The sequence below is a fragment of the Pseudoalteromonas sp. TB51 genome (genome assembly GCF_000498055.1).
Lineage (GTDB): Bacteria > Pseudomonadota > Gammaproteobacteria > Enterobacterales > Alteromonadaceae > Pseudoalteromonas > Pseudoalteromonas atlantica.
Genome location: NZ_AUTO01000315.1, coordinates 1 through 13,916 on the forward strand (window position 1 = coordinate 1; position 13,916 = coordinate 13,916).

Below are 13,916 nucleotides of genomic sequence, written 5' to 3' on the forward strand. Positions count from 1 at the left end.
CCCCACCAAGGCAAACTTTGCGGCGGCGCGTTGAACTTGACCACCAGCCTCAGCGGTTAAATTAGATGAAACAAACTTATCAACCTCTTTAACGAGCCAAGCCACCAACTCTTTAAAATCTTGTTGAACCAACATTTTTATAAATTCAGGAAATGCTGTTCCGTGGTTGTTTTTCATGTTGCGGTTTAAGTGATTCGATAAGTCAGCACCACCAGCGAACTCATGGCAATCATTAAATATCCCTTTGTTTTTCTTATCTGCTTCACTATCGTTAAAAGTGGCCTTTATTCCGATAAAGCGCATTTCCATACCGCCAGTGACTTTTTTCCCCCCTTCTAACAAGTATTGTTCTAATGTTTTTTCGCCATTAGTTAAATAAGTCAATTTCCATCTATGTTGTGAGTCTCCTGCTTGGCCACGTTCATTTGCTCTGTGTTTACCTTGGCCATTACCTAACATATAGATAATATCGCCGATGATCCTTGAGTCGACTTGGTTAATTTCATCAAGTGCCAGCAACATATCTGAATGAGATGATGCAAGGCTTTCTAATGCGTTATCTGTAGCTCTAAAAGTACATTTATATTTTTCAGGGTTGCCAAAAACTGAGCACGCAACATTTAACAAAGTAGATTTACCCCACGAACTATCCCCAAAAAAATGAAAACCCATTGACTCATAACCCATAAGCTCAACCAGTGGCGCAGACAAAGCCGCACTAACCGCGAATAAAGCTAAGGGGTTACCAGAGCAATATTTACTTATATTACTTTTCCATAGCTCTAATGTGCCATTGATACCCAATTTACACATTGCTGGGCGCTCGCTGTAATACATAACATTAGAATCAGAGCCTATTACGCTATCAGGTAATACAAATGACTTATTATGCCACCCCATTTTATAAACTAACGACATACGCCTACTTGTTTCATATTCTTGCAAGTATTCTAATATCTTTCTTTTTGCATCTCTGTGGGAACTAATATCCAAACCTCGCTCTAATAGCCCCCTAATAACTTCTGAGCCGCCATCGGTAGCAAAAGCTTGCATTGGTATGTTCCAAAGCTTTTCCTGTCCGTCAAAATCTTTAAAACGCAGTAAAATGCCCCAGTTACGCCCATCACCTAGCCCACTCCGAGACCTAGCAATTAACTCTATTGGGCTGCATAAACGTTTACTATTACTTTTATCATCTGTGTACCAGATACCACGGTCATCCATGTTATAACCAAAGGGAACAGAATCATCGCCCGCTTTGCTTTCAGGTAATTCACTGGTAAGTAATAAACCTTTATCCAAGGCGGTTTTAATATGCTCTTGAGTCCAACCTAGCCCAATAGCGTCAAATGCATCGGCTTTATCAGGCCACTTACCACCACTTTCTAAAGTGCCGTTATAAGCTGGCTTATAGTCTTTAAATAAACCCATCCCAATTACATTAAACGATTTAACACCGGCCTTATCTAACTCGGCTTTCAAACCATTAATAGCTGTCTGACCTGCATCATCGTTATCAGGCCAAAAAGTAATGGCTTTATCTTTTAAGGGGGTAAAATTTGTTTTAGTGATCGCTTTAGAGCCACCAGCCCAACATGTAACAAAGCTATTGGGGAATAATGCCACGGCTGCATCTGCGGCCTTTTCTCCCTCACAAATAACAACCTCATTAATAGTCTTAAGGCTGTTAAGTCTATACAGTGGTCTATTGTCTAGTAATTGACGCCAGTACCAACGCTGCGAACTGCTGCCAATAGAACCAAATGCTAGTGGCCTATAATCTTTTTTTCTGTGACCAGCTTTATTAGAATCAAACCGCATAACACGCATTACTAATACGCTATCAGTAGAAAGATAATCCCAATACTTCGACGGCTTACCGTTTTTAGGATGCTCTAACGGGCACTTACTTTGTGCGCTTGCTGGTGGGTTAAAGTTCGGCTTAAATTCATTAGCAGTATTTGCTGGTTTAGATTGCCTTTGTATTGGCGCACTTGTGTTTATAGTGTTATCAGCTATCCCTAAAAACTTGCTTAGGCTTTTAGCTGCATCCCCTTGGCTACACTTCTCAACATATGCAACAAGGCTAATCAAGTCAGCCCCACCGTCATTAGTAGCAAAGTCTTTCCAAACACCTGTATTTATATTTATTGAGAATGAGCCTTTAGCCCCATCGTTCCGCGTAGGGTTCAAGGCTACCCATTCGCCTCCCTTTCTAACACCATCGGGAACCCAATTGACAATTACATGTTCAGAGCTGGCTAGGGCTGTATCATTTATCTGCTTGAAATTTATATTTGGTTTATTATGGCCGCTCATACAGAACAAAGCTCCTAACTAATATTTGTATTAAGCTGCTGGTTTAAAACTTGGGGTATAACCAAATTCATGCACCAGTACGTGATAAGCGGCCTCTAAGTTTTCTGTATTGTTTGTCAGCCAGTAACGGGGGCAGATAGTCGTCATATTATTTTGACAACGAGAAAATTCACTTTGCCTTGAGAACTCAAGAAAGTGAATAGCTCTAAATTTTGAGATAGCCTCAGCTAAGGATTTATAATTAAACTGTTCTATTGCTTCAAACCTATTAAGCGTTCCACCTTGATAAAAATGATGAAGCAATAATGCTTTTATTGGCGGTTTCTTTGCTGGTGGAGTTAATTGAATATGATTCATAGCGCCACCTATACCGCAGACTTACGAGCGGCCACCAGCTCACTAACTAAGGTTTTTACTTCCTCGTCAGTTTTGCCAGCACCACGAGCGGCGATAACCTGTTTAACTTCGTGCTCATACCAGCCCGTAGCTCTACAGCCAAGACTGAACGCAGGGGGGAATATATTTGCAGTTATTTGACGATAAAGGGATGCATTCGACAAACCAAATAAAGCTAATACCTCTGGCTTACGTATAATTTTTAATTCTGTTTTCTCTGTGTACATCGTGCTATTTCCTAGTGTCTAACGGGTATAACACGATATTCTGTACATTATTGCTTTCTTAGGAATGGGGTTTATTCGCAAATTAATTTTAACTTTATCCCCCGTTGGTATCTAAGCTTTGTAAATGCTCTAAAGCATCTTTAATATGATTCGAGGGATCTTGTAAGGGAGTGCCTATAATGAGTAGAGCTAACTTCACGACTTGCCATAAGGCTATTTCTGGGGTTCGCTTTCCTCGCGTAACATCTCGCCAAGGCATATTACGAGTGTCTATCGTCAGTGTAGTAACCGAGTATTTAAGCCAGTGTTTTATTATATGCTCGACTAAAAATGATAGTGCGTTATCTCTTGTGTATTTGTCTTTATGAATATCATTTAGCTGTTGCTGTGCTGCTTCAAGCATTATTGATAATTCATCAGCAGGATTGTTCGTTAGTCTGTTTATATTCTTGCTACCAGATAAATCAAATTCAGAAAAATAACAATGCTGAGAATAAATAGCTTGTGCATGGGAGTCTAGCGACTGTAGTGCATTTATAGACTTAGTTAAGCCATTTATTATTTTATTCAATTTACTAATCGTTTCTTTACGCTTATCTAAAAGGTCATGATCAGCTTTTATCAATAAATATTTAGTAATGGTTGTTTCTAAAGAGCAAATAAAATGCTCCTCATCAATAGTATTGCGGAAAAACCCTTTTAAGTATGACTTTAAAGTATTTATATCAGATTCTTGAAAACTAAAAGAGTTAACCCATTGCCCTGAGTTTTCACCCCAAGTATTTTCCATATCGCCCCCGCGATACCCAATAATTAAGAACAAAGCCAGAGGCGCTTGGGTGTGCGCCCTTTTCGGGAGCTATCCTAGGCTTTGCCAACTCGGTTAAGCTGCTTGTGCTGCTGGTGGGTTCTCTATCATGCTTTCGTACAACTCAACTAAGTCAAATAACATTGAGTGTGCAGCACATAACGCATCCGTGTAATTAATTTTTAGCTCGCAAGATTTAGATTCGTCATATCCAATTTCCATTACACAACATTCAACTCCAGCACTTGCTAAAACTGCGTTTTTATAGCTTTTTGTTAATGACGCTAAGGGTATTATTTGTGGTTCATTCTCAGTGAAGTGCTCAATTAAATCATTACTATCACTTAAATATCTTAAAGCTTGAGAAACTGAGTTATAGGCACTATTTAAAGCCCCTTGTTCAAACTTCTGCCCTAATAACTCAAGACAATAAAGAACCCCTTTAGCCTCCTTATGCTTCGTCATAACTTCACATACTTTTTCTTTATCTAAATTAATGTTCATCACTTATACTCCATATTAACCATTTACAAGCCTAAGCCCTTTAACGCCACCAGCTAAAGTAATACTGTTGATTGCTGCATCTTCTATATGACTAGACCACCATTGCATCAAATGCCGTCTACGTTCCAAATAATCAGCCCTATTGTAAGCTCTACGCACTTCGTTTTTATCGACATGAGCAAGCGCCGCTTCAATAACATCAGCGTCAAATGCTTGTTCATTTAATACTGTACTAGCTAATGCCCTCAAACCATGTGAAACCAATTTTCCACCGTACCCCATGCGCTTTAATGCCATATTTGCGCTTTGACTATTGGCATGTTTGCGGGGGTCTCTATCAGCGGGGAATAAATATTCTCTATGGCCGCTTATAGGGTGTAAGGTTTCAAGTATCTGCAAAGCTTGATCAGATAAAGGAACTGTATGCTCTCGTTTCATCTTCATACGTTCCGCAGGAACTATCCAAACACGATTTTTTAAATCAAGTTCAGCCCAACGCGCCCCAGCCGCCTCTGTAGGTCTGACCATAGTGTGAAGTTGCCATTCAATTAAACACCTTGTAACTAGCTTAATGCTAGTAGTGTTAAGGCTTTTCATTAGTTGGGGCAATTCATCGGGCTTTATTGTTGCCATCAATTTAGCTTTTGGCGCTTCAAAAGCATCACTAATACCAGATAGCGGATTGCTGTATATAAGACCAGTGTTAACTGCAAAGCTCATAACCTCGTTAACTCGTTGGCATAAACGCCTAACAGTTTCCAAGTTACCTTTTGCAGCTATCGGATTTAAAACTTCTATTACGCTGGTGGCCGTCACTTTGCTTATAGGCCGCTCGCCAAGTTTGGGGAATATATGAAGCATTAAAGAACGCCATATATCAATGGCGTAATCTGGTGATACTTTTGTTTTCTTCACTAAATGCCAGTCACAACAAACTTTATAAAAAGTATTTGAATGCGCTTGTTCTACTGCTAGTTGCTCTTGCTCCCTAACTTCTTTAGGGTCGCTATTATCGGCTAATTGCTCTCGGGCGCTTAACCGTTTCGCTCTTGCCTTAGCTAAAGAGACATCAGGGTAAACACCAAAGCTAATATTCTTCCTTTTCTTGGTGTAAGGATGGGTGTAGTTGAATAACCAAATTTTAGAGCCGTTAGGCTTTACACGTAACATCAGCCCTTCACCATCAGATAAGTTATATTCCTTTTCTTTAGGTTTAGCCTGTAAAATCTCTGTATTTGTCAGTGGTTTAACTATTTTAGCCATGATGTAACACCAGTTTAGTAACATTGATTGGAGTGTTACATATAATGTTACTATAAAAGTGAGATGTTACGATATTGAATGATATTCACAGACATTAAAAAACCCTTTAAAACGTTAATTTTAAAGGGTTTTTGATGCTTCCTGATACTCTAGGAAACCTTGAAGTGGTGGAGCTGGGGGGATTTGAACCCCCGTCCGAAAAGCCTCGACCGTCGGTACTACATGTTTAGTATTGTCATTTAATTAACCTTTAAATCCCGGACAAACACGGTAGATAAAGGCGAGGCCGCTTAGTTTTAACGCTTCAACCCCGGCCAGGGTTTCCGTCGCGATCAGGTGTTAGGGTGACACTCCAAAATCCAGTCCACAAGAATACATGGAAGGAGCGCTAGCCAGCCTAAGCTGCTAGAGAGTAGTTATCGTCGTTTGCGATTACTTTAAATTGCGGCTTTTTTACGAGGCAAACCGCACCTCGACATGCACCTCAGGCTTCTTGAATTCCGTCGAATCCTAATCAGCCCCTGAAATATGAATTTCTTTCAGTGGGGGCAGTATAACTGAGTAAACGACTGATACTCAAGGGGTGTGACACTTTTATTTTAGCTAACTGAATCAACTGAACAGTAAACAAGCACAAGTTTGTAAAAAAGCAAACAAATACTGAACATTTACTTAACATGTCGGTCAAGTTGTGCTCAAATAAGGAGTTAAATTTTACACTAGCTATAAGGCTTTAGTAGTAAAAGTAATAATCATAATAACAGGCATATTACGTAGGGAATTTATAAATGTCGGTTTTTTTATTTAATGAACAAACGGGCGAGCTGGCGTTATCTGCACACCCTATTGATAATGGATTTCCGGTGACGAGTGCTCAACTTATTGAGCTACTTGAACAGTCGGATTATTGCGAGTTTGAAGTACTCTCTAGCAATATTGGTAAGTTATTTTCACCGAGTAAAAATTATCAGCAAGAATCATTAGTAATTGCCAAAGCCACGGACGCGAGCATTGTTATTAACGTTGATGAAAAAAACATGGTTGCAGAGGCAACGCTTACCACGGCCAAAGGCGGCGCATTACTCTCTATGGAGGCAGCTCAAGCAGCTTTAGTTAAAGCCGGTGTAAAAAAAGGCATTAGTCCTCGTGCACTTGATACGTTTTTAGGTCAGCAGTTTTCTCACCCTGCAGGTACATCATACAGCGCTATTGTGGCTCATGGCCGAAACCCTAAAGAAGGCAGTGATGCGAGGTTTGTTCGCCTTTGCTCTACTGCGCAAGACCGCGTACTTAGCCCCCAAGCAAAAGAAGGTGGCAAGGTCGATATGAAAGACCTTGGCGCGATTATTACGGTAAAGCCCGGCACCCCTTTAATGCAGCGAGTAGCAGCTACTCCAGGTGAAGATGGCTATACGGTTTTTGGCGATATGATCAAGGCAACGCCTGGTAAAGAACACCAATTACAGCCCTTTGAAGGCACAAAAATAGATCCTAATAACCAAAACATGCTCATTGCCGATTGTAAAGGTGTGCCTGTGGCCTTACCTAGAGGCATGCGGGTTGACGATGTTTTGTGTTTTCATAATGTAGATGTAAGTACAGGCCACGTTGATTTTGATGGCAGTGTAATTATATCTGGTGATGTAAAAGATGGTATGCGGGTTAAAGCCAATGGCGATATTACTGTATTAGGGTTTGTAGAATCAGGCACGATTGAAAGCCAAAGCGCGGTAACTATTATGCTCGGCGCTATTGGTCGTAAGCGTGAAAATGAAGAAGCATTTACTTGCGAAATTTCTGCCCAGCGTACTATTTCTATTGGCTATGCCCAGTACTGTAATATTAAAAGTGCGCAAGATTTATTTATAGAACGCCAAGCATTGCATTGTAATTTAAGTGCAAGGCGCTTAATACGTGTGGGTAAAGCAGGTAACCCTCGCGGCAAAATAATTGGGGGGAATATTCTTGATGCTATGCGTATAGAAACAGGTGAGCTAGGTGCGCCGGCAGGGACTAAGACCCGTGTGTTTTTAGCTCAAAACTGGCATGAACTGCGCTCAAAGCAGTCTCAAATAATTGATTTTGAAAAAGTATTAGCAAGTAAAACATCTGCACTTAAACAAGCTAAAGAAAAAGCGATAAAAATTCCAGTTGCTGCTCAACGCCAACAGCTACTAGATAAAATTGCCGCTAATGAGCAGCATATAAAAACTCGCGCTATGCACGTACAACGTCAAAAAAGATTGGTGAAGCAAAAAATTTCTCAGCTATTGGCAACTAGCCGACTTAAAATTAACGAAATAATGCACCCAGGTGTGGAGCTTAAAATAGCAAAAGACACAAAACAGTTTTCGCGTATTTACCCACCCCACTTAGTAAAACTTTCTGAGGGAAAAATCACTCAGTCGTTTTAGTATCCTCTTCGGTGTTTTCAGTTTCTTGGGCGTCACTTTCAGGTAGTGGCGCTAATGGCCAGCCCCCTAGCTCTTGCCAACGGTTTACTATTAAACAATATAGTTCTGCTGTGCGTTCTGTATCGTAAAGTGCCGAGTGTGCTTGGCTGTTATCAAACTCAATCCCCGCGGCTCTACATGCTTTAGCTAGTACCGTTTGGCCTAAAGCTAACCCTGCAAGCGAGGTTGTATCGAAACTCACAAATGGATGAAATGGCGTACGCTTAATATTGTTACGCTCAATGGCTGCATTTAAAAAGCCATGATCAAAAGCGGCATTATGTGCCACTACAACTGAGCGTTGACACCCAGCAGCTTTTTGCGCTTTACGTACTGCTTTACAAATTTCTTTAATTGCTTCGTCTTCTGGTACAGCGCCGCGCAACGGGCTAAACGGGTCTATGCCGTTAAATTCAATTGCGGCTTGTTCAATATTAGCGCCTTCAAAAGGCTCTACATGAAAATGAACGGTATGATCTATGCTGAGTAACCCTTCGTCATCCATTTTTAAAATTGATACGGCAATTTCAAGTAAGGCGTCGGTTTCTTTATTAAAGCCGGCGGTTTCTACATCAATAACAACAGGAAAAAAGCCGCGAAAGCGTTGTGCGAAAAGTGTTTGCTCAGTATTTGCCATAGTCTTCTTGGTTTATGAGGATAAGCTCACTATTATGTCAAAATTGGGGGCTACTCGGCTAGGGCTTTATAAATTATTTAATTAATATATTGTAGGCATGCTATTTGCTTTTAAATAACTGCTAATTGTATTGGCTGTTATTAATCCCCATCGCATTAAATTACGGATACCAGTATGGCGCCTAGAAAATAGCGCAATAACAAGGCGAAAATTATTTATAGCTTTGTTTTACATCAGTAAGTTTAACGCAGTGAGCAGGCTATTTAATACGATACGAAGATTATGTTTTTAATTAAGTTGGTATAGAGCCCTACTTTAGCCGTACGCCAAAATATTGGCTTAGTAGATTAACCGGAGCGTTTTATGAAGTGTAAGTTGTTTTTTATTAGCGTAAGCCTTGGCACCGCCTTGATGAGTTATTCATCGCAAGCGGCTATGCGCCAATACAGCGCAAATCAAGATAACTCCAATTGGGAAGTTATAAAAACAACGCGCTTACAGTGTCAATTAAACCACGAAGTGCCCTACTACGGTGAGGCCATATTTAAGGCATCGGCCAGTAAAAACAAAAACCTAACTTTTAATCTAGATATGGTTGTGCGCCCCGACAATTACGATATAGCCGGTTTAAAGGCGGTGCCACCAGCATGGCGTTCAGGCCTGCCCGCGCGTGATATAACCACGATGAAGTTACTTAAAAAGTTTGATGGTGAGCTTGGTAATAAAACCGCATGGGAAATGCTAACTGAACTTGAAAAAGGGTTTCATCCTACCTTTTACTACCAAGACTGGCAAAATAGTGCCGACAAAATTGCCGTTGGTATTTCAAGCGTTAATTTTAAGCAAGCCTATTGGGCGTTTTTGCAGTGCCGCGATGAACTTTTACCATACAGCTTTGAAGATATTTCATTTACTGTAATGAACTACCAATCAAATAGCAGTAAGCTCACTAAAGAGTCGCAAAAGCGCTTAGATAAAATTGCTGAGTATTTAAAAAATGATACCAGTATTGAGTCTATAAGTATTGATTCGTATACCGATAGCTACGGTGGCCGTTGGAATAACTTAGATTTATCGCGTAAGCGTGCTAAAGCTATAAAAGATTATATGGTCAGCTTAGGTGTTGATGAGGGCAAAGTACAAACCACAGGCCTAGGTGAAAAACGTTTTGTTGATACTAACGAAAATATTTTAGGGCGAAATAAAAACCGTCGTTTAATTATTCAAATAGCAAAAATGTAACCGCCCTAAACTGCTAGCTACCGCTGCGCCGCTTTATGAGCTTATCGCCAAACTGAAAAAACGTTAGGCTCAAAAATATAATTATGGCTCCTATAATGAGCTCCTGACTTAAAGGCTCGTTATTAAGTAATGCGCCTAGCGCTAATGCAAAACTTGGTGTAATTAAACTACTTAAGGCTACAGTACTGGCGTTTAACTTTTGTAATACATGAAAATACGCTAAAGCCCCTACAATCGAGCCAAAAATACCTAAATACGCAATACTCCATAACGAGCGAGCACCCCAATAATCCATACTTATTTGCCCATCTACCAGCCACCACAACAGTCCAAATAAAGGAGTAACAAAAACCAGCGCTCCAAAAGTGGTTGCCATAGGATGAATAGCAATTTTTACACGTTTGATCATCACCCCACTGAGGCTAAATAAAGTAACCGCCAATAACACATACATCAGCCCTATGCCCTGAGTTTGTGAGGTTTGTAGCTGGTTATAACTTACAAAATAAAGGCCTATTAATGCACAGCTCAGCGCTATTAATTTAATAGGGCTAAATTTAGGCTCATTAAGTAACCTTTGTGCTAAAAAGCCAGAGAGAATAGGCGCAAGGCCAAACACTAATGAAATAATACCTGAAGGTACTGTGGTAGCTGCCATGTAACTTAATGACATACCACCAAAAATACCCAAACTGGAGTACGCATATAACGTGCACGCGTTTTTGCTCCAAGGTACACGAATATTGGCTATAGCAACAATTAACCCAGCAACAAATAAGCCTATAATCATGCGCATTAAAACGGCGAGCGTTGGTGCTACAGTTTCACTGCTCCATACAATACCTAATGGCGTAGTACACCAAATAATGACAAGTAGTAAATAAGATAATTTAACTGGCACACGCCATTCCTTTGCACTGAGGAGGTAGAAACCCTATTAAAGTAAATTATACGCGCGAAAGTAATACGCAGTACATATATAAACGTCTAAATACAGCTGTAAATTCATAGTTACATTATTATTTACCGGCATTTATTACAAAACTATTTATGTTTTAAGTAACTAGTTATATCTTGAGTGCCTCTCACACATTTTAGGATAGTTAAGTGCTTAAAAATAAAACAATAGGCAGCATGTTAATTGTTGCAGGCACCACCATAGGCGCAGGAATGCTGGCTTTACCAATTGCCTCTGCAGGACTTGGGTTTAATACCGCGCTTGCACTGATAATAGCCAGCTGGTTATTGATGACCTACACCGCTTTATTAATGCTAGAGCTCCACCAATACGCCCCTAGAGATGCAACGTTAAACACCTTAGCAAAGCGCTGGTTAGGCAAGCGCGGCCAGTACGTAGCTAACTTTTCGATGATATTTTTGTTTTACGCCCTGTGCGCAGCCTATATAGCCGGGGGTGGCGCGCAGTTGCAGTCGCGTATTAGTAGTGATTTGAGCATAAACATAGCGCCCCAAATTGCCTCTATTGTTTTAGCCATTGTAATAGGTAGCGTGGTTACTTTAGGCACCAGTAAAGTAGATAAACTTAACCGCGTGTTATTTACGATTAAAATTTTAGTACTAGGCAGCTTATTTTATATGCTTACACCCTATGTACAAGGTAAGCACTTACTTGAAATGCCCGTTGAGCAAGGGCTGATTTTATCTGCCTTACCCGTTATTTTTACCTCATTTGGTTTTCATGGCTCTATTCCGTCAATTGTTAAGTATGTGGGGCTAGAAACAAAAGTATTGCGTAAGGTAATGATTGCAGGGGCTGCTTTACCTTTAGTGATTTATATTTTTTGGCAACTGCTTAGCCAAGGGATTATGCAGCAAAGTGATTTACTCAATAGTAATGGCTTAACAGGCTTTGTAGAGAGTGTGGCAAGTATTTCGCATAATCCGCAGGTAACAAGCGCTGTTACACTGTTTGCCGACTTAGCATTGGCCACCTCTTTTTTAGGTGTTAGCTTAGGGTTATTTGATTTTTTTGCTGATGCATTTAATAAAGGCGACACCAAATCAGAAAGAATAAAAACCGCACTAATTACTTTTATTCCCCCTTTAGGATTTGCGTTATTTTACCCTCAGGGATTTATAATGGCGCTAGGCTATGCAGCCATCGCCCTTGTGGTATTAGCAATATTTTTACCGGTTTCTATGGTGTATAGGCAGCGTAAATCGGGCCCTCAAACGGGATACCAAGTGCGAAGTGGTAATATGGGATTAGCGGTTGCAGGGCTGTGCGGCATTGTAATTATTGTCGCTCAATTTATGCAAATGTTGGGATTAGTACCCGCTATTGGTTAATAACAAAACTAACCCCTTTAGCTTAAAGGGGTTAGTTAAAAATGTTAAAATACCCGAGACTCACCCCGGCCTGTAGCCTGAGAAGCTGCTTGTAACTCACCGTCTTTATTTACAATAACCTGCAAATCACCAAAGCGGCGCTCATCCAGTGTGTAGCCCATTTTTATAAGTTCAGCTTGTGTGTTTTCACTGAGCCCTGCATGTGTTCTGATCACGTTTTTAGGCCATAACTGATGATGAAACCGCGTGCTATTAACAATATCGTTGGCGCCCATGTTAAATTCAACCGCATTTAAAATAGATTGATACACCGAGCTAATAATTGTTGTGCCCCCAGGCGAGCCTGTGACCATTTTAACGCTGTTGTTTTTGAGCAGTATGGTTGGCGACATTGAGCTAAGCATACGCTTTTGTGGCTGAATTTCATTGGCTTTACCGCCGAGCGCACCAAAGGCGTTCATTACCCCAGGTTTAGCGCTAAAGTCGTCCATTTCGTCATTTAATATAAAGCCTGCCCCTTCAACCACAACGCCACTACCAAAGCTTAAATTAATCGTTGTGGTATTAGCCACTGCATTACCCATTTTATCAATAATAGAAAAATGCGTGGTTTGCTCACTTTCTTTGAGGCCTGGTTTTATGTTTTCGGTCGTTGAAATAGCTGTTAAAGAAATATCTTTACTGCGCGCTTTTAGGTAATCAATATGAGTAAGCTCAGTCACTGGTACATCAAAAAAGTCCGGATCGCCCAAATACTCTGCTCTATCGGCAAACACACGTTTACCTATTTCAGCAAGTAAATGTACGTATTGAGTAGAGTTATGTACCAGCCCCATTTCGCTTTTTTTAAGCTCAAACATTTTTAGCCACTGCAAAATAGCTATTCCGCCAGAGCTAGGCGGTGGAGAGGTTAATACTTCATAACCGTTCCAGTTAGCTTTAATCGGCGTGCGCGACACAGCCGTGTAATTAGCCAAATCAGTTTCGTTAATAATGCCGCCGTGCTGGTGCATAAAGTTGGCAATAATGCGGGCTGTTTCGCCTTTATAAAACCCGTCTTGACCGTTATCTCTTATGCGTTTTAAAGTAGCGGCTAGCTCAGGCTGTTTAAAAATCTGATTTGCTTTTATATCTGCAAAATAGTGTTTAAAATTTACATTTATATTTTGTTTGTCTAAATGAGCAATGTATTGTGCGACCCCTTGAGCCAATTTGGGCGGCGCTTTAAAGCCTTGCTCTGCTAAGGTAACCGCAGGCTGTACTAATGTTTGCCATTTTAAGGTGCCGTGTTTTTGATGCGCCAGCCACATACCGGCGACGCTCCCTGGTACACCACTTGCGTGAATACCATAAATTGACTTGTTTTTAATTACATCGCCCTTGGCATCTAAATACATATCTCTGTGCGCTGCTTGGGGAGCCGTTTCGCGATAGTCTATAAAGTCGCCTTTTCCCTCTTTTTGAATAAGCATAAAGCCTCCCCCGCCAATATTTCCGGCTTCGGGAAGCGTTACCGCTAATACAAATTGCGCAGCAATAGCCGCATCAACGGCATTTCCACCTTGCTCTAAAATAGCTTGTGCTGTATCTGCACTAAACGAGTCAGGCATTGCGACAGCGCTTTTAGTAACTTGCTCTGCCTGCACGCTAAATATACAAAATTGTGCAATCAACACACTCTTTACAATGAGCCGGCTTGGTCGAAAAAATAACCCCATAAAACATCCTTACTTTATTATTTGAATCTCGCTTGGCTC

At 40.7% G+C, this 13,916-nt stretch carries 12 protein-coding genes and 1 other RNA gene; 3 read left to right on the forward strand and 10 right to left on the reverse strand.

Annotated elements, in window-relative coordinates; all coding sequences use genetic code 11:
- From L650_RS0119280 to ssrA, 7 genes are all read right to left on the reverse strand, one after another.
- Positions 1–2,319, reverse strand: a 2,319-nt coding sequence (locus L650_RS0119280) for a DUF927 domain-containing protein (RefSeq protein ID WP_029774095.1), incomplete at its 3' end; no start/stop codon positions are given.
- Between the two features lie 30 nt (positions 2,320–2,349).
- Positions 2,350–2,676 (reverse strand): hypothetical protein, encoded by a 327-nt coding sequence (locus L650_RS0119285; protein ID WP_029774096.1) that lies wholly within the window; start codon positions 2,674–2,676, stop codon positions 2,350–2,352.
- An 8-nt stretch (positions 2,677–2,684) separates the two neighbouring features.
- Entirely contained in the window at positions 2,685–2,942 is a 258-nt protein-coding gene (locus L650_RS0119290) for a helix-turn-helix transcriptional regulator (RefSeq protein WP_029774097.1), read from the reverse strand.
- 94 nt (positions 2,943–3,036) lie between these two features.
- Positions 3,037–3,732 carry a hypothetical protein gene (locus L650_RS0119295; protein WP_029774098.1) on the reverse strand — a complete coding sequence of 232 codons (696 nt, stop codon included), beginning with the start codon at positions 3,730–3,732 and terminating at the stop codon, positions 3,037–3,039.
- A gap of 93 nt (positions 3,733–3,825) precedes the next feature.
- On the reverse strand, positions 3,826–4,257 hold the full coding sequence (locus L650_RS0119300; RefSeq protein WP_128081076.1) for a hypothetical protein: 432 nt from the start codon (positions 4,255–4,257) through the stop codon (positions 3,826–3,828).
- Between the two features lie 12 nt (positions 4,258–4,269).
- Positions 4,270–5,517 (reverse strand): integrase domain-containing protein, encoded by a 1,248-nt coding sequence (locus tag L650_RS0119305; RefSeq protein WP_029774100.1) that lies wholly within the window; start codon positions 5,515–5,517, stop codon positions 4,270–4,272.
- Positions 5,518–5,682: 165 nt separating this feature from the next.
- Positions 5,683–6,039, reverse strand: a transfer-messenger RNA (tmRNA) gene (gene ssrA / locus L650_RS23930).
- A 266-nt stretch (positions 6,040–6,305) separates the two neighbouring features.
- On the opposite strand from ssrA, the gene L650_RS0119310 reads away from it, so the two are divergent.
- The gene (locus L650_RS0119310) at positions 6,306–7,931 is read left to right on the forward strand and encodes a DUF342 domain-containing protein (protein ID WP_029774101.1); all 1,626 of its coding nucleotides are present in this window, start codon (positions 6,306–6,308) and stop codon (positions 7,929–7,931) included.
- On the opposite strand, the gene rnt is transcribed toward L650_RS0119310, so the two are convergent.
- Complete coding sequence (rnt, locus tag L650_RS0119315) at positions 7,915–8,607, reverse strand: ribonuclease T (RefSeq protein ID WP_029774102.1); 693 nt, start codon at positions 8,605–8,607, stop codon at positions 7,915–7,917. The two genes, L650_RS0119310 and rnt, sit on opposite strands and share 17 nt — an antisense overlap.
- A gap of 363 nt (positions 8,608–8,970) precedes the next feature.
- Between rnt and L650_RS0119320 the strand changes: the two genes are divergently transcribed.
- Positions 8,971–9,849 carry a flagellar protein MotY gene (locus L650_RS0119320; protein WP_024032261.1) on the forward strand — a complete coding sequence of 293 codons (879 nt, stop codon included), beginning with the start codon at positions 8,971–8,973 and terminating at the stop codon, positions 9,847–9,849.
- A 13-nt stretch (positions 9,850–9,862) separates the two neighbouring features.
- Here the strand turns inward: L650_RS0119320 and L650_RS0119325 are convergent, their stop codons facing one another.
- Positions 9,863–10,750, reverse strand: a complete 888-nt coding sequence (locus L650_RS0119325) for a DMT family transporter (protein WP_029774103.1) — start codon at positions 10,748–10,750, stop codon at positions 9,863–9,865.
- Positions 10,751–10,956: 206 nt separating this feature from the next.
- Between L650_RS0119325 and L650_RS0119330 the strand changes: the two genes are divergently transcribed.
- Positions 10,957–12,159 carry an aromatic amino acid transport family protein gene (locus L650_RS0119330; protein WP_029774104.1) on the forward strand — a complete coding sequence of 401 codons (1,203 nt, stop codon included), beginning with the start codon at positions 10,957–10,959 and terminating at the stop codon, positions 12,157–12,159.
- Positions 12,160–12,203: 44 nt separating this feature from the next.
- On the opposite strand, the gene ggt is transcribed toward L650_RS0119330, so the two are convergent.
- The gene (ggt, locus tag L650_RS0119335) at positions 12,204–13,877 is read right to left on the reverse strand and encodes a gamma-glutamyltransferase (protein ID WP_029774105.1); all 1,674 of its coding nucleotides are present in this window, start codon (positions 13,875–13,877) and stop codon (positions 12,204–12,206) included.
- Between the last annotated feature and the right edge of the window lie 39 nt (positions 13,878–13,916).